This window comes from Bacillus cytotoxicus NVH 391-98 (assembly GCF_000017425.1).
Lineage (GTDB): Bacteria > Bacillota > Bacilli > Bacillales > Bacillaceae_G > Bacillus_A > Bacillus_A cytotoxicus.
Genome location: NC_009674.1, coordinates 2,241,993 through 2,258,749 on the forward strand (window position 1 = coordinate 2,241,993; position 16,757 = coordinate 2,258,749).

The window sequence follows — 16,757 nt, forward strand, 5'->3', positions numbered from 1 at the left end:
TCGGTATCAAGCTAAGCCCATACAACGTCAAATAGAGTAGTGGTTGTTTCCTTTTTTCTCTTATAGCTTAGTTTTTGTTGTTGCTCATCTGTAAGTCGGTGAACAATCACACGAGTTGGTACTTTATCCGTCATTCCTACATAAGCGTAAGATATTTCATATGTTTGACCTAGCTGAAGAGAATTCATTAAGACCTCCATATCCATCACTCCGTACCTTTTTTGATTCTTCTATCTTGAAAAGAATCAGGGTTGGGATTTTTTTGATAAATACATGTGTTGGATTTAATACAAGAAATATAATAAGCCTTTTTATCTTGTATATGTTGCAAATCTTTCAAGTGAAAATACCCTAAATCTCGGATAGACAAATCATTCGCTGTTACAGTTGGGACACACAGAGAGCCATAGGTTCGATCATGTTGTTTACCTGGACCTGTATGGATATGTAGGAATTGTCCGCTTAATAGATCATATTCAAGTTGAATTTTCATTCCAGCAGTATGGCTACACCCTTCCGCCCCAGGATAAATGGATGAAAATATATCTGGAAGCTGAAATACAGTTGAATCTAAAATACGAATACGCTTGAAAACAGAGGTGTATGGAGCAGAAATTCAGTTTTTTCACGCTCTATTAACAAGGCAGTTATAGCATCCTGGTTTAGCGTTAAGAATGTGAATATATTCTACTTCTTTATTATCAAAAATTTCATCTATATTTTCTCTTAAATTTACACCTTCTGTAACCCTTGCTTCTACAATCATTGAGTCAGCATTGTAGCCGCGTATAGATAGATACCTATGATGTAACATAAGCGGAATTTCATTTACACCTAGCTTAGCGGTAGTTGCCCCCTTTCGTATAAATATAGGACCACTTGCTTTATAAGGCGAATTAACATTATGATATTGGTAGTTCAGTAAGATTACCTCTTCTCCTACCTCTGCATCCTTCAAACTTATCCTGCAAGGATATCCAGGATTTTTATTTGCTATTATTTTGACTGCCCCGATACTTTTTAATTCTTCTTCATTCATTAGAAATAGGTTATGAAACTCCTTCTCTTGTAACGCAACGATTTGAAAGTTATTTCTCATATTCTATCCCTCCTTAATTAGTTGTTATAAAGCATTTCACTAATGATGCAACCACTAAAGTTCATAAAACTTGTTCAATACTCCTGCCCGTTGTTGAAGATTGAATTTTCGCAATATTAATAGTAAGTTTAACATAAAATTCCACAGGAATCTCTAAAAAAAAATCATCCTTTTTAAAATAGGATGATTGCCCAATTTATTAATAGCGGTTAAAGTAAATCGTTTATCGGTTAAACCTAGTTTCTGAGCTGGCGTTGACCTTGTCTGTTTAGATACTTTAGTAGCCAAACAGAAGCTGTAGTACGTTCTAAAAATATATATTTTTTGTTTTGGGGAATAATGTATTTCTTAACTTGATAGCGATGTGGCTGTACCCCTGTATGGCCTTGATGAAAAGCATATTGATGACTCTAATATAAGAGAAACTTTAAGATATGCAAATTTAGAAGAATTTGTTGAAAAGCAAAAAGATAAACTTGATACGAATATAAGCAAGAGTGGTGATAAATTATCAGGGAACGAAAAACAAAGGTTGAATATAGCTAGGTTATTCTAAAAAAACCCGGATATAATTTTGTTAGATGAACCTACATCTAATCTAGATGTAGAATCCAGAAATTTAGTCTTAGAGTCCATAAAGACACTTACAAAGGAGAAGACAGTAATTAAAGTAACTCATAATTTAGAAGAAGTAAACCCGGATGATAATATATTATTCCTTGAAGATGGAGAGATTGTATGCAAAGGCTCACATGAAAGAGTTAGTGAAATAAATAAAAGATATAAAGAGTTTATATCTACAGTAATGTAATAAGTAGTTCTAGCATGGAAAACCAATATGTATTTAAATAGAAACAGCATCAGACTGATAGTGTTTTTACGTGAATAAGTTTTGATTTTCCATACCCCTCACGCTCTTTTTTTCAGTACGAGTATTAGCATGTCTAATGTTCAAAGATTTGTTATATGTTCCTTATAATTCTCTTTTAAGTAAAAAACAAAAATGATTCGTTTTTTTACTTAAAAGGGAATTATTGACTTATTCCTCGTTTAACTATAAACTATTATTAGAATATTACGATTATTCTTAATTAAAAATGCTGGTGATAAAGTATGCATGCTCAGTTTAAAAAAGGATACTTGAGTTAATAGTCTTATTGATAATAAATAAAAGGGATGAATATGGATATGCATTAGTCAAAAAATATCGAGTAAAATTGTCATATCTGAAGGAACTGTTTATCCAATATTAAGAAGAAATGTAAAAAATATTTTACATTTATATAGTAGGAGGAGTGAAAATGTGGAGAATAATATTAAGTCATTAAGAAAGGTACAAAAAATATCTCAAGATGAATTAGCTAATTTGTGTAATGTTTCTAGACAAACAATTAATGCTATTGAAAATAATAAGTATGATCCTTCTTTAGTTTTAGCTTTTTCAATAGCTAATTATCTTAATGTAAAAGTGGATGAGTTATTTGTTTTTAATAAATAAAAAATTATAGTATAGAAAGGTTTGAATATACATGTTAAAAAGACCTGATGAAATGGAAATGTATCAAAATATGAAATCATCGAGACCTACTCTTATTTTTTATTCTTTATCTTTACTTATTTGGTCTTTATATGATTTTATTAAACATGGAAAATTGAGTATAGCATTTGGAATTTTAATTATTGGGAATGCAATATTTTGGTGGGGAAGATTTTATTATAATAGGAAGATGAAATAATAAAAAGTAACATTATCAGTGAAATGTTACTTAATAGTATAGTTATTAACATGAACACAATAAGTTTATTTTTAGTAATATTGGTTTTAGTTTTAATAATCAATCCGATGTTTTTTGCAATACCAAAGTGGTTCTTACGGACTTTTGGTGAATTGCTCTTTTGTGTACTACATTGATATAATAAAAGAAAAGGAGTAAACCATGATGTACCCTATCTCTTGGTTAAGTCCAGTATGGGACACTTATTTGTGATCTACGTCATCATAGACCATTAGCGCTATTACCGAATCGTTCACCTGAAACACTAGCGGAATGGTTGAAACAACCTCCTCACATTCAAGTCGTGAGTTGCGATGGTTTTACAAGTTTTCGTCAAGGAATTTCTGACGCAAGTTCTTCTATTCTTCAAGTATATGATCGCTGGTATTTTATTAAAAATGCTAGGAAACATTTAGATACGTTCCTCTTGTCAGCCGTTCCTTCTACTATTACTTGGAATGAAACTTCATCTATTTCCATTGAAACAGCGTTAACAAAAACAGAAAAATAAAACTCATACGCCAGAAACGAAAGTGGGACTTGATTCAAGAAATAAAGAAAGCCCATCGCTCCGGGAAATCTATCAATTCCCTAACGAAAGAATATCATTTAAATTGGAGAATGATTAAAAAATACATGAAAATGATGACTCCACCTACTACCAATCGTTGGCGCATCAGTCCAGCCCAAGGGTGTCATGAATCTATTATTCGTCTTGAAAAAGAGGGAAAAACACTTAAAACGATTGATCCACTTATCCGTAAGAAGGGGTATAACGGTACCTTTTCGGCTGTGCGCACACTTGTTGAAGGGATAAGGTGCAAACAGAAACGTGCTAATCACCCATCTCCTACCTATCAAATAGCTAGAAAACGTCTTGCCAGATGGTTTTGGATTCATCCCAATCATCTGAACACCTCAGAAAGAAGAGATTTAGAGCGTTGCTTCGAAAAATATCCTAATCTCCAAACTGTTTATGAAGTCATACAAGAGTATCGTGCAATGATAAAACAATCTGATTATGAAGGATTTTTGCAATGGCTAAGAAAACAACTTTCCCATAAAGAACAACCCTTTTATCCATATACCGTCATTTACGCAACGATTTACAAGTCGTTAAGCATGCCTTTCTTCTTCCCTATAGTAATGGCGTGTTAGAAGGACAGGTAAATCGCTTGAAATCAAACGAATGTTGTATGGACGAGCTGGTTTAGCTATATTGCAAAAGCGCATGTTATATAAACTCGGATTTATTATTTTGAAAGAATAAAATTTTATACGGTAACAACGTTATATGAGATTTCACCAAATCTGCGTAAGAACCACTTTCATTTTGCACTAAACAATCTATTATTTTGTTTAGTTATCAGTCAATTAAGTACCTTTCTTCACATTATAATGACCGTTACTCATTACATTTGCGATACTATATAAACTAAGACTATCAATGCAATGGAGGTTTACAACATGAAAAATATAATGGAATTCCTCAACAATCCATATACTAAATACCTATTAGCTATGATGTAGGTTGTTTTATAATAAAGTTAAAATATTTTTAAATCGTAAAAATATTTTATCGCATCTTTTTTCAAAGCATTGTGACTTTATTTAAAAGCGACAATAAAATTTTTTTTGCAAATTATATAATTTATACTATACTCCTAGCAAATTTAAATTAGAAACTGTTTCTCTTCCTATTGAATCATAAATTATTTTTGTTTTTCTCACACCCTTCAAATCATAGCAGTTTCTCCCGTCGAGAACGATTGGAGTTTTCATTAATTCACTATATTTCGAAATATCAAACTCTTTAATTTCATACCATTCTGTGAAGATAAAACATATATCTGCATTCTTGATAGTATCTTCAATGGAGGTACTATAGGTTATTTCATCAGGATATATTTTCTTAAAATTCTCAATACCAACAAGATCCCATACATTAACATTTGCACCCTCTTTAAGCATTATTGGAATATTTGCTAGGGAAGGTGCTTCTCTTAAATCGTCAGTATCAGGTTTGAAGGTTAGTCCCAGTATTGCTACATTTAATCCTTTGAAACTATCAAAATATTTTCGAGATTTCATGAGAGCTTGACTATAATTTTGTGGTGGTAGAAATCTTACTGGTACATTATATGCCATCGCTTCATATGTAGCAGTTAATCCTGGACTTGAAACTAACATTTTCGAATTTTGTAACTCTATCAAAAATTCTTCATGACTTAAATGTTTAAACTCTCCTCTAAATTTGTTTCCATATTCTTTTTTTAAGTATGTCATGACTTTATCATTACCTGTAACAATTATCCTATCAAACTTCGATTCATTCAAAGCTTCATAAGCATTTTCGAAAATCGTTTTCGGATATAATAACAAATCATCCATATTTTTCATAAACGGCGTTTCTAGCCCCGAAAAATTAAAAATTATTTGGTTTAATTCAGTATTTATATCTTTAGTCAATAAACTAGTGATTGGATCACAAACAATTAAATTGTTTATATCTTTTTTTAATACATTAACTTTCTGATCAATATCAAAATAGTTTTGCACAACATATGCATCTTATGACTATTTATATCATACGATTGTATTTTTGAGGCCGATATTCCTAATCCAAATCCTACCTCTAGTATATTCCCTGCATTTTTAGTGACTATCTTTGCTAACATTCCCATGTAATCAGACTCCCAAGGCTGCATGACTGGAATGACCCAAGATTTCTAGATTTCCCTCTGGAGTATATATTGCTTCTGCAGAACTCCAATTTTCCTCTAGATTTGAAAATCCAATTTCAATTCTGCTTGTTACTGTTTCTTTAAATAAATCAGTACTTTTCATAAATACTCTCCTTTTATATATACTTATCTACTTTATTAGTAGTTAGTAGCTCTTTTTTATAATAATAGAAAACAAAAGCAAATAATGGGATATGAATAACAAGCATTAAGATGATTAAGTTTTCATAACCACCTATGTCTCCTGTTAAGCCATAAATTAAAAACATAATTAACGAAATGATACTTAAAACTGTTGAAAAGAAAGAGAGTACAGTTGCTCTAACATTTTCTTGTACCAATTCATTTATCGTAAAAAATAAAGGGGGCTCTAAAATATCAATTGTGACATAGATCAGATAATACCCTATGATTGCCAAAATGATATTAGAGGATATGATGAATATTCCTCCGACAAAAAATATTCCCATAACCAATGTTGCAATGGTATTTAATTTGAATTTCATGACTAAATTAACATTTAGAGAAATAATTACACTAATAATTGTACTACCTAGATAAATAGTTCCTATAGTCGAGTTAGATAATTCTAATTCTGCAAAACGACTTTGCGTAAACATGATGACAGAATTTGTACTCGAAGAGATAATCGCCATAAATAAAATTAAAAATTGTATATATGGAAGTTTCTTTACTACTCTATATCCTGATTGCAATTTATTTATCATAGAAGGATTTTTTGTAACTTTGACTTCTTGTACACTTTCTTTAAATCTCAAAACGGCCAAAGTAGCTACAATACCTGCAATTGATTGCATTAAAAAAGGTAAACTTAAATAAGATGCAGCTGCAAATCCACCAATAAAAGCTGATAAACCTAACGCAGTAGCCACTAACGCTTCTTTAATTCCAAATATTTTTACATAATGTTTTTCCACGCCTTTTTCTTTTAAATGTTCATACACCATAGCCTGATCTGCACCACTGCAAAAAGCTGAGCCTATACCATCAAGAATGAATGCAATGATGAAAAAATAGAAATAATTAGACATATCCAAGTATGTACTTATAAATAAGAGTAGGAATGAACAACTACTCATTAGTAAGCCCATACTGATTACATTCCTTTTCCTTAGTAAATCCGCTAAAATGCCACTTGGCACATTGCTTAAAATCCTGCTCGAAAAGTAGATGATTTGTAATATACTGAATTCAAATAAACTAATCCCCTTATCTAGGATAAATATTAAAAATATCGGTCTAGTAAATCTTAAATTTGAAAAAATCATGTACATAAAATAAGTAGATAAATCTTTTATATATTTGGAGTCCTTGATTAGACCCATATGGTAACCTCCATTACTACATAGTTTTAACAACCTATCATTAAATAAAAATTAACTAGTCGATTATACCTTTAATGCTATATAAAGAATGGTAGACAAAGATACTCTGTGAGAGTCTTAATCAGCTATATATGTTTTCAAACTAATTTAGTATATGATTTCCAAATGTTTAATGGATTAGTTTTGAATTATAAAAAAGGTTACGTATTAAATTACTTTCCAATTCATTGCGAATTCCGTAGATTTGATTTATCAGTAGCTTTACTCTGTGAAGAAGATACGATTTAACATTATATAGCTCGATCCCAATGTATATACAGAATTTTTTACCGCTGATTTTTTATTTTTTGAATCATATAAATATTCAATTTATTATTAATTATAACACCACCAATAATACACTTAATACAAAAAATTTCAATATTTTTATTTTTTGTATTTTATTGCCACTTTAATAATTATTAGCAAATTAATAATTAAAACCATTGCATTTGCACATGATTCCTGTTTGAACTTATTGATATATTAGATATTTCTGGATTTTAATCTGACTATTTTCTAAAACTAGGTTCATCTAATAATATTTTTCTAGGGCTTATCCACGCTTTCAAATCTGTTAACATCGTAAACAAACAATTTTTTCACTCTCTCTATTAATAATTTATCACTTAAAATTTGTAACTACTCAGCCCCTACCCAAAATCAATACAAAGAGAGGTAATTATATCAAAAATTACCTCTCAAGCTATGTTTCGAATAATTCTATTTTTCCTGTTTTCATTACTTGTTTTATGGATGCAAACAAGTTCTTTTTTTGCTTCTTTAGTGTACTTAAAAAGCTTCGTGCCAGTGCGAAATTTTGTGCACCTGTCTCACTCCGGAACGTACCCGAGACTTTTTGTTTAACCTTTACCATTCGTAAGTCCCGCTCAGCTAAATTATTGTCGAATGGAACGTTTGGATTTTCTACAAATAGTAATATGGAATCTTGACGCTTTGAGAGTCGATTTAATCATTTTTCTGCATCATGATTCGCCATTGTAGCATTTTCCCTATACCCTTTCTCAAGAATAGCAGTATAGGTATCCTCCATCCACGCGACAGCCATGGGATTCAGAGATGTGTTTTGACGTTCTCTTTCTTGTTTTGCCAAGATGAGTATTTCTGTCATCTCCTGTGTCCATGTTTGCTTTGTTTGTTCGTGAATCGCTTTTAAATCACGAAGTAAATGGGCATTGCATACAGCGTGTTCACAATGTTCATACACAAAATACGATGCCAAGCAATCATGAACGGCAATGCCTTGGAATTTCGGTAAGACATCGATTTCGTTTATCGCATCTGTGCCACGTTTTTCATAAACATACTGTAACGTAACGTGATCCGTGCTCAATGTATGTAACCATTGTGTTTTTCTGTTACTTCGTAACCCTGTTTCATCAAAATGGATAACAGGTGCTTGGATCAGCACGTTTCTAGCTTGCGTCTCAAAGGTTTTCGTTAAATACGTTCCAAATTTTCGATTCATATTCCAAAGCGTTCCTTCGCTAATAGACAGATTAAAAAAGTGATGAAAAAACTCTTTTGTTCGAGCAAAAGGAACAAGTTGATAGTACATCATATACATGACCATACTTTGTACATTTACACCGTATTGTACATGATGTTGCACTTCTTCAGGAAATACAGATTTCGTTTTCGTACCGCACTTTCTACACTTTTTTACTTCCGTTTCATGTTGCGTCACTTCTAGTTGAATAGGTGGAATATCAAAAACTTGGCGTGTTTTCACTTGAATAACAAGCGCATGTTCTAACGATTTCCCACAACATTCACAAGTCGTCACATAATGTCTGATTACGTAATCCGGATTTGAAGAATAATGAAGTGTATGACCTTTATGACCAGGTTGACCACCTGTCTTACGATCTGTTGTTTCACGTAAACTTTTCACTTTCGGTTTACGTAGTCCATCAGATGAAGGTGGTTTATGGCTATTTATAGAGTTTTTTTAGCGTGAAATTCAAGAGCCAAAACACGATTCGAAACAACTTGAAGTTGCGCCTGAAGGGATTCAATTGTTTTTTTATGTGCTTTGAATAGACGGTATAGTTCTTCAGGTCCTTGATTGTAAACTTCTAAAAATTGTTTGTAGTTCATACACTTCACCTCCCTTGATTTGATATTTAAAGTGTTAACTAGTAATCAAAGAATCAAACGTGGTATAGAGATTTATTTTCAAAAAATGCAAGGGAGGCTGAGTAGTTACTTATTTTTTAATTCTAAAGCTACCACCATAATAATAATTCTCCCCAAGTTTCATAACAGCTATATGTGATCCTGGCTTATAAATTGATGTAATAGACGTTACAAATCTATCATAATTATGATCCGTACCAGAATCATAAATTGTTTTATATCTTTACATATTTACTACTTCTTTTTCATCTTCATTTAATTGATATATCTTTACAATACCTATATCTTTATCACCTGTATAAGGGGTCACACGACCGAAAACAGAAAATTGTACGTTAAGGAATATTTCCCCATAAAAAAGACGATTCTTTTCTATATTTGAACTGTACCCCGAATCATGGACACTAAAAAAAGCCCATGATTCGGGGTTTTTGTGTATCTTTATAAGCAAATCTCGTTATAATGGATACAACGATAGAAGTGAGGTACGGAACATGAGTAAAATGATTTTTAATGAACGACAAAGGAAACAACTAGAAAAGAATAAAAATGTGGTAAAAGTATCAGAACGTTCGATTCGCTATTGCCCAGATTTTAAAGTAAGAGCTGTGAAAGAAAATCAACAAGGAAAAGGACCCAATCAAATTTTCTTAGAAAATGGGTTCGATTTAGAGATGATCGGTGAAAAGAAACCAAACCAATGTTTAAAGCGTTGGAGAAAAACATATGAACAATTTGGGGAGGAAGGATTTTATACAGAGCGTCGCGGAAAAGGAAGTACGGGGCGCCCTTCTTCCAAACAACTCTCTTCTGCTGACAAGCTAAAGAAAGCAGAAGCTCGTATTGCGTTTCTGGAGGCAGAACTGGAATTCTTAAAAAAGTTAGACGAACTCGAAAGGCAGGCGTTACAGAAGAAGCGATTTTAACACCTCGTGAAGCCTATACACTCATTGAACAAACGATTCGTCGCTTCCGATTTCCTCGTATGGTGCGTTATTTTTGCGAACTCGCGGGCGTGAGTCGTAGTGGATATTACGCTTGGCTTCGCCAAACAGATCAGCATATGGAGAGAGAACGGAATGACGAAAAAGATTACGAACTGATTCAAGAAATTTTTTACCGAAAAGAGAAAAAATGCGGTGCTCGTTTTATCAAAATGGAATTAGAAAATACAAAGGGGATTTGTATGAATCTCAAGCGTATTTACCGTATTATGCACAAGGATCATCTCGTAACGAAGATTCGCCGGGCGAATCCTTATAAACAAATCGCAAAAGCGACACAAGAACATAAGACCTGTCCGAACCTGTTGAACCGCCAATTTCATCAGGGAGAACCGGAACAAAAGATGGTAACCGATATGACGTATTTATTTTATGGGAAAGGGAAAAAAGCATATTGATCGTGTGTAAAAGATTGTAAGACGCGAGAGATTTTAGCTTATCACGTCTCTCCCTCTTTACAAATGGAGATCGTCTATCACACACTCGAAAAATGGAAAGTGAGATTAGGAGGCACCATTCATCCAGAAGCCCTGCTTCATTCTGATCAAGGTGTTCATTACACTCATCCGGAATACCAAAAGCGAGTAAAAGAAATGGGACTCAGACAATCTATGTCACGTAGAGGAACCTGCTTAGATAACGCTCCAATGGAATCTTTTTTCGGTCATATGAAGGATGAATGAAATGATAAGTGTTGTCAAACATTCCAATCTCTTCAAGAAGTAATAGACAAGTATATGCAAGAGAATAATCATGATCGTTATCAATGGACACTCAAAAAAATGGCTCCGGTACAATACCGGAACCATCTTTTAAGTGCTTGATTTTTAAAGGTCTTTTTATGAAACTGTCCATTTTATAGGGTACAGTTCAGAGCTGGGATTTCCTTCTTTCATATAAAGGAGTGAAATACAGTGTGCCACATCTATACGCCGGAAAACAGATTTGGATTCTTCCTAGCCATGGTCACATTCTTAAACTGTATAACGAAAATGGTAAATGGATTGACGAACACACGATATCGAATCAAAAAGGGAGTACAATTTATAAGCAAGAACACTATGAAGGGATGAATAATAAACTTCCAAAATCATTACCAAAATTACGTGAATTATTTCTCGAAACATTTCCGTCAGGTAACGATTATGTAGAGCTTCTACAACAAGAAGTAAAGACAAATCACGCTTATCGTTTTCAAAAGATTTGGGAATTAAGATATTACTATGAAGATACAATCATTGATGTGGTACTTCAACAAGCTGTTACATATCAACGAACAGTTGGAGCGATTAACAAAACAATTAAAAGAGCTACATTTGAGGGAAATTGGTACCATCTTTGAAGAAGAAGCTGAGAAAGCAGCAAAAACAAAAATGAGCTATATTAGATTTCTCGCAAGGCTGATAGAAGCTGAAACACTATCCAAAACAGATCGATCCATGAATCGGAAAATATCGTTAGCAAAGTTCCCGCGCATCTCTACATTAGAAGAATTTGATTTCGCCTTTCAACCTTCTATTAATGATACCTATGTACGAGAACTCGCTAACTTAGGTTTCCTAGAGAAAAAAAAAACAACCACTACTCTATTTGACGTTGTATGGGCTTAGCTTGATAGCGATGGGGTATCCTCCCCAAAAAGCTGATTTACAACGAATAGAATAACCCCCATTGATACAAAGATTTTCACCTTAACGTTATAAATTCGAAAAATCCCGATGCTACCTCTAAACAAAAAGTAAACAGCTAAAAATATATCGATTTTTTAACTATTTATTAAAAAAACTAATACTATCCCAAATTAATTATTCTAGAAAATGAATTTTGCAAATCAATATCATGAGTAACAACATGGATTTGAGTCAATATTTTGGACACAAAAAAGTTAAATCTAAGCTACTTTTATAGCCAGATCTTCTATTGTTTGAGGAGTTTTATAACCGATGCTACTATGGATTCGCTTACGATTATAAAATCCCTCAATGTATTGAAATAGTGCTAGATTTGCTTCTTCAAATGAGACATATTTTGTACGATATACTTCTTCTTTCTTTAAAATGGCGTGAAATGACTCAATACAAGCGTTATCGTATGGACAACCTTTTTTACTGAAAGAAGGCTTTATTTTATAATTCGCGAGTAAAGTTTGAAATTCCTGACTTGTATATTGTGTTCCTAAATCAGTATGTAAAATGAGCCCTTTTTGTGGTCTTTGTGTATGGTAAGCGTTTTCTAAAGCTTTTACCACAAGGTTCGTTGTCATATTTCGTGAAAATGAATATCCAATAATTTTCTTAGAATGCAAATCCATCACTGATGCAAGGTAACACCAGCCATCTTTTTGCGTGTAAATATAAGTAATATCCGCCACCCACTTTTCATTAATTGTCGTTGTAGAGAAGTCCTGTTCTAGTAGATTTATTCGTTCTTCTATAGTTGATTTTGATGAATGTGGTTTATATTTCTTTAAGATGATGGAGCGAATATTTTCTTTTTTCATGAGTCGTTGCACACGCTTTACACTTACTTGAAACCCTTGTTCCAATAGGGTTTGATGAATTTTCGGTGCACCGTAACGCCCTCCACTATCTTGATGAATTTGTATAATTTGTTTGGTTAACTCTTCATTTTCACGACTACGCTTTGACTCTGTTTTGTGCTGAGATTGGTAATACGAACTTCTCGCTATTCCAAGTGTTTGACACATTGTACGAACAGAGTGTGTTTCTTTTTGACAATCGATAAATTGATGTAATTCTGTATCGTTTATTTTTTCGCGAATATGGCCATAGCCTTTTTTAATATCTCATTCTCCTCTTTCAGGCGAAGCATTTCTTTTTGCATTCGTTTTAGATCTTCTGGAGTCATTTCTTCCTCATCAATCGTTGTGATAGGAGAATATTTTTTAATCCATTTATAAATCGTTACTTCTGATACACCATACTCGCTGCTTAATTCTTTCACAGATTGGTCTGAATGATATAATTCAACAACCATCTTTTTAAATTCTTCATTAAAGTTCTTGTTTGCCATACGGACACTTCCTCCTTGAAATCCATTGTAAGGACTTAACTAAGTTGTGTCCATATGACTATACTAACTCCAACAATAATAGTTTTTCCTTCATTATGAAGCTTCTTTAACACTTCAATTACTTGATCACGATTCTCTCTATCAAGAGATCCTGTAGGCTCATCAGCCAAAATAATATCACATTTTTTCAATAAAATTCTAGCTAATGCAAGTCTTTGTTGTTCACCACCACTTAAAGTATAAACTTTAGTTTTTAAAGAACAAGATAACCCAACTTGTTTTAATGCATCTTCCATTAAAATCTTTTTCTCTTTTTTAGAGATCTTCTGAAATTCAAGTGCAACTTCTAAATTCACATCAACTGTTTCAGTATCCATTAAAGCATAATTTTGAAATATATAACCTAAATTATCTCTAAAAAATTTTTTTCTATTCTTATAAGGATTATTATCTCCTTGAATAATAACTTTACCATTATCCGGTTCATCTAATAACCCAATTATATTAAGTAATGTAGATTTCCCTGTACCACTTTTCCCCATAATCCCAACGAACTCATTATTATAAATACTAACATTAAAATCTTTAAAAATATATTGATCCCCATACTTTTTCATGATGTTCTCTAATTTAATTTCTATTTCTTTTTTCATGTACTCACCCCTCTTTTATAACTTGTACCATTTTCTTTTGTTCACTTTTCTTAATCAATAAATAGATAAATAAATTTTCTAAAAGAAGGATACAGAAAACAAGATATATAAAATCAAACTTCTCTAATATACATAAAATCAACATTGAAACAAACCAAACGAAATTAGTAAACATCAAATATAATTTATGTCTTTTAAAATAAGAATAACCATGTATTATCTTAATAGTATGTTTCAATTTATACTGTTCTAAATAATTTAATGTTGTAAACATACTTATAAACAAATAACCCAACAAAGCAACAAATAAAACAACTAAAAACTGATATGCTCTTTCTACATGTATTTGAATTATACCTTCAATACGATCGTAGGCATTATATAATACTGGATAAAATTCTTGTAATCCTAAATTTTCAATCTGATCCTTAATATTATTATATGGTATTTCTTTATCTAATAACTTTATAAAATAGCCATTATTTCCAACAACTGTATCATACCATGCAGCTTCATTACCATTTGCATTAGTTAATATCATCGCAATACCATCATAAAAACGATTATTGGTATCTGACGCGATATCATTAGAAAAAGAAAAATACGATTGATTATTCTTTATCCAAATTATATTTATTACTATATCCTCTTTATCAGGAAGCTTTTTACCGGCATCTTTTAAAAAAGTATTTTTGACTTTATATTTTTGAAGATAATATTCTTCTTCAAAATATCTTCTTAATTCTTGCTCATCTTTTTTATACTTCTCTGGAACTAAAACCGTAAGTCTATCACCATCTTCTTTAATATCAATTAACTTATCATCTAACCCATATATTGGATTTAATTTCAAATAATTATTATTAATAAGTATTGTTTTTTCTTCATAAACAGAAACACCTTCAACTTCCATTCCCATCTGTTTTGCCCTGTAAGCATCAGAAAATCGAGCTAAGATTGCACCTCTGTCATTTGTATACTTAAATAATTTATATTTTTTATCAAACATTTCAAGAATAGCTTTAGGATCATCACCACTTGGTAAAGGAGCTTTAGTTGGCATAACTCCATATGATTTCATTTGTTCCCATTCGTTTGCGTTTTTATAATAATATCGATAGGAATCCGAAAAAGCACTATAAGAAACAAAAAGTAAATATAATATAATCACTGAAAAAATCACTTTTACCAAACTATTTACAATTTGTATTTGTTTTAAAGGCTTTTTGTTTTTTATACTTGCAGAAATTGAAATTTTTCCAACTCTTATAAAAAGAAGTGACATAATAAAACAAACTATCATTCCGATTATAAATTGATAAAACAAGTAATCAATCATTATCTTAAACCAATATAAACTAAACAATGAATTTTTCATTGTTATAAAAATCATAACAACTGTAGTAGAAATAATTAAAGCTAAAAAATACAATTTAAATATTTGTAGAAAATATCTTTTCCAAATATCTAAAGGTCCATAACCATTTAACAATCTAATAGCAGAGTTTTTATACTCTAAAAAATAATAATAAATAATCATAAATAACGATAAAACATACAACAAGATAATAGGAATGATTTTTAACCAAAATGATGTATCAATAACAGAATTATACTCATAACTAAAATAATTAATTTTCATGCCTAAATCTCTCTGTAATCTATCTATAAAAAGATCAATTTTACTATTATCGTTTAAAGAAACTATATAATCTCCAGCCACTGACTTATCTTTTGGAAACATTTTTAATGGTTTAATACTAAAATTATTGTCTTCCTTATAAGAAAATATTTCTCCTGTTACACCCTTACCTTTTGATGTAGAAATATTAAATTCATCAGATTTATTATCTGGAAATACTCCATCTAACAGTAAGAAATTTTCAAAATAAGAATCTGTATCATGTGCAAAATAAACATATTCCACTGATTTTTTTTCCGAATAAACAGATTTGAATACATTTGCATTATAATCATCAGAAACCTTAAATAATAATGATAAAAACTTCTCTGAATCAATTTTTAAAGAATTTTCATTAATAGTCACAACAAAACTATCTTCTTTTCCTGCCTTTTTCATTGAATCTTCTTGTTTACTAGAAAGCAAATCAAAATATATAAAAGATGAAAAAGAAAAAACAACTATGTATAAAAGAAATAAAAATCTTTTCATATATACTCTCTTTCTTTAAATTAATGATAATTACTAAATCAATAAAAAAGGGAGCAAAAAGACATTATAAACCAAGAATTTTTATACTCCCTTTATCTGCTATTTAATTAAATTACAAATAAACTATTGAACATCATAATATGATCTATAAGTATTTAATTCCTTATAATATGATGTTAGAGCATTAGCTGGTTTCCCTGGATTTTTCCATCCACTATAATCATACTCCCCATTTGCTATAGCTGTTGCTTTATGTACTCGAGAGCTATGTTCATAATCAGAGAATTGAGCTAAATCTAGTCTCCAACCCATTTTTTGACCTTACACCATTTTCCACCATCTACATTAAGACATGTACCTGCCCCAAAACTTGCACGCTGTGTTTGTGCTTTTTGAGCTCCATTAAGAACAGGCTGTGCTCCAAATTCAACATTTGTAAAACCATGTTCAGTATAAATCATTTGTGGCCCAGTTGATGTGTTTTCCTCCGCCGCAAAACTTGTTGCAGGTGAAACTAACACAGCACCACATAATCCTAAAGATAAAATCCCCTTACATAAAACCATTACGCGACATAAAATCTCTCCATTCATAAAATATTTTACTAGTTTTAACTAGTATAAAACTAAAATTAACATATATTACAATTAAAGTAAAAAGTTTACTTTACAGAATAATAGATTAAAATAAAATTAACTTTAAAAATTCGAATAATAAATAACAAAAAATCC

The 16,757-nt window shown here is 31.3% G+C and carries 14 protein-coding genes and 6 pseudogenes; 7 read left to right on the plus strand and 13 right to left on the minus strand.

Annotation, left to right across the window (positions count from 1 at the left end):
* Nucleotides 1-71 precede the first annotated feature (71 nt).
* Together BCER98_RS21855 and BCER98_RS10960 are read right to left on the minus strand one after the other, a co-directional pair.
* Nucleotides 72-616: pseudogene (locus BCER98_RS21855) on the minus strand (IS4 family transposase); the annotation flags it as partial.
* Between the two features lie 9 nt (nt 617-625).
* Nucleotides 626-1,099, minus strand: coding sequence for a DUF1203 domain-containing protein (locus BCER98_RS10960; protein WP_012094601.1), 474 nt, complete (start codon nt 1,097-1,099; stop codon nt 626-628).
* 1,113 nt (nt 1,100-2,212) lie between these two features.
* Here BCER98_RS10960 and BCER98_RS23080 point away from each other — a divergent pair.
* From BCER98_RS23080 to BCER98_RS21125, 4 genes and pseudogenes are all read left to right on the plus strand, one after another.
* A pseudogene (locus tag BCER98_RS23080) lies at nt 2,213-2,369 on the plus strand (helix-turn-helix transcriptional regulator); the annotation flags it as partial.
* A gap of 33 nt (nt 2,370-2,402) precedes the next feature.
* Nucleotides 2,403-2,597 (plus strand): helix-turn-helix transcriptional regulator, encoded by a 195-nt coding sequence (locus BCER98_RS10975; RefSeq protein ID WP_012094602.1) that lies wholly within the window; start codon nt 2,403-2,405, stop codon nt 2,595-2,597.
* 482 nt (nt 2,598-3,079) lie between these two features.
* Complete coding sequence (locus BCER98_RS21120) at nt 3,080-3,385, plus strand: transposase (RefSeq protein ID WP_081428383.1); 306 nt, start codon at nt 3,080-3,082, stop codon at nt 3,383-3,385.
* 29 nt (nt 3,386-3,414) lie between these two features.
* Complete coding sequence (locus BCER98_RS21125; RefSeq protein ID WP_012094605.1) at nt 3,415-4,032, plus strand: transposase; 618 nt, start codon at nt 3,415-3,417, stop codon at nt 4,030-4,032.
* 498 nt (nt 4,033-4,530) lie between these two features.
* Here BCER98_RS21125 and BCER98_RS10990 read toward each other — a convergent pair whose 3' ends face one another.
* The 6 genes and pseudogenes from BCER98_RS10990 to BCER98_RS21865 all read right to left on the minus strand — a co-directional run.
* Complete coding sequence (locus BCER98_RS10990; protein ID WP_012094606.1) at nt 4,531-5,433, minus strand: UDP binding domain-containing protein; 903 nt, start codon at nt 5,431-5,433, stop codon at nt 4,531-4,533.
* 129 nt (nt 5,434-5,562) lie between these two features.
* A complete protein-coding gene (locus tag BCER98_RS22535; RefSeq protein ID WP_157671235.1) occupies nt 5,563-5,721 on the minus strand; it encodes a hypothetical protein in 159 nt (52 codons plus the stop codon).
* Between the two features lie 13 nt (nt 5,722-5,734).
* Nucleotides 5,735-6,964, minus strand: coding sequence for an MFS transporter (locus tag BCER98_RS10995; protein WP_012094607.1), 1,230 nt, complete (start codon nt 6,962-6,964; stop codon nt 5,735-5,737).
* A 745-nt stretch (nt 6,965-7,709) separates the two neighbouring features.
* Nucleotides 7,710-8,918 (minus strand): annotated as a pseudogene (gene tnpC, locus BCER98_RS11000) (IS66 family transposase).
* 44 nt (nt 8,919-8,962) lie between these two features.
* Nucleotides 8,963-9,124 (minus strand): hypothetical protein, encoded by a 162-nt coding sequence (locus BCER98_RS22540; protein WP_157671236.1) that lies wholly within the window; start codon nt 9,122-9,124, stop codon nt 8,963-8,965.
* Nucleotides 9,125-9,233: 109 nt separating this feature from the next.
* Nucleotides 9,234-9,473: pseudogene (locus tag BCER98_RS21865) on the minus strand (DUF5065 family protein); the annotation flags it as partial.
* A 184-nt stretch (nt 9,474-9,657) separates the two neighbouring features.
* On the opposite strand from BCER98_RS21865, the pseudogene BCER98_RS21140 reads away from it, so the two are divergent.
* From BCER98_RS21140 to BCER98_RS11025, 3 genes and pseudogenes are all read left to right on the plus strand, one after another.
* Nucleotides 9,658-10,991, plus strand: a pseudogene (locus tag BCER98_RS21140) (IS3 family transposase).
* Between the two features lie 62 nt (nt 10,992-11,053).
* Nucleotides 11,054-11,509: pseudogene (locus tag BCER98_RS22545) on the plus strand (hypothetical protein); the annotation flags it as partial.
* Nucleotides 11,484-11,777 carry an ATP-binding protein gene (locus BCER98_RS11025; RefSeq protein ID WP_012094610.1) on the plus strand — a complete coding sequence of 98 codons (294 nt, stop codon included), beginning with the start codon at nt 11,484-11,486 and terminating at the stop codon, nt 11,775-11,777. The pseudogene BCER98_RS22545 and the gene BCER98_RS11025, both read left to right, overlap by 26 nt.
* A 281-nt stretch (nt 11,778-12,058) precedes the next feature.
* Here the strand turns inward: BCER98_RS11025 and BCER98_RS11030 are convergent.
* The 5 genes from BCER98_RS11030 to BCER98_RS11055 form a co-directional block, all read right to left on the minus strand.
* Nucleotides 12,059-13,200 (minus strand): IS3-like element ISBce13 family transposase gene (locus BCER98_RS11030; RefSeq protein WP_094396531.1). Its coding sequence is split into 2 segments (ribosomal slippage): nt 12,059-12,969 and nt 12,969-13,200, totalling 1,143 coding nucleotides; the frame shifts between segments, so codons are not numbered across the junction.
* A 35-nt stretch (nt 13,201-13,235) separates the two neighbouring features.
* On the minus strand, nt 13,236-13,853 hold the full coding sequence (locus tag BCER98_RS11040; RefSeq protein ID WP_012094611.1) for an ATP-binding cassette domain-containing protein: 618 nt from the start codon (nt 13,851-13,853) through the stop codon (nt 13,236-13,238).
* Between the two features lie 4 nt (nt 13,854-13,857).
* Nucleotides 13,858-16,026: a DUF1430 domain-containing protein gene (locus tag BCER98_RS11045; protein WP_012094612.1), complete on the minus strand. Its 2,169-nt coding sequence runs from the start codon at nt 16,024-16,026 to the stop codon at nt 13,858-13,860.
* A 123-nt stretch (nt 16,027-16,149) separates the two neighbouring features.
* Nucleotides 16,150-16,338 (minus strand): lactococcin 972 family bacteriocin, encoded by a 189-nt coding sequence (locus tag BCER98_RS11050; protein WP_041809832.1) that lies wholly within the window; start codon nt 16,336-16,338, stop codon nt 16,150-16,152.
* A complete protein-coding gene (locus tag BCER98_RS11055) occupies nt 16,323-16,619 on the minus strand; it encodes a hypothetical protein (RefSeq protein WP_012094614.1) in 297 nt (98 codons plus the stop codon). Before BCER98_RS11055 ends, BCER98_RS11050 begins: the two co-directional genes overlap by 16 nt.
* Nucleotides 16,620-16,757: the final 138 nt, after the last annotated feature.

Bases quoted from the DNA above. Each gene is read 5' to 3' on its own strand.
- BCER98_RS10960 (WP_012094601.1), bottom strand. From the start codon at position 1,099: ATGAGAAATAACTTTCAAATCGTTGCGTTACAAGAGAAGGAGTTTCAT.
- BCER98_RS22535 (WP_157671235.1), bottom strand. From the start codon at position 5,721: ATGAAAAGTACTGATTTATTTAAAGAAACAGTAACAAGCAGAATTGAA.
- BCER98_RS10995 (WP_012094607.1), bottom strand. From the start codon at position 6,964: ATGGGTCTAATCAAGGACTCCAAATATATAAAAGATTTATCTACTTAT.
- BCER98_RS22540 (WP_157671236.1), bottom strand. From the start codon at position 9,124: ATGAACTACAAACAATTTTTAGAAGTTTACAATCAAGGACCTGAAGAA.
- BCER98_RS11040 (WP_012094611.1), bottom strand. From the start codon at position 13,853: ATGAAAAAAGAAATAGAAATTAAATTAGAGAACATCATGAAAAAGTAT.
- BCER98_RS11045 (WP_012094612.1), bottom strand. From the start codon at position 16,026: ATGAAAAGATTTTTATTTCTTTTATACATAGTTGTTTTTTCTTTTTCA.
- BCER98_RS11050 (WP_041809832.1), bottom strand. From the start codon at position 16,338: ATGGGTTGGAGACTAGATTTAGCTCAATTCTCTGATTATGAACATAGC.
- BCER98_RS11055 (WP_012094614.1), bottom strand. From the start codon at position 16,619: ATGAATGGAGAGATTTTATGTCGCGTAATGGTTTTATGTAAGGGGATT.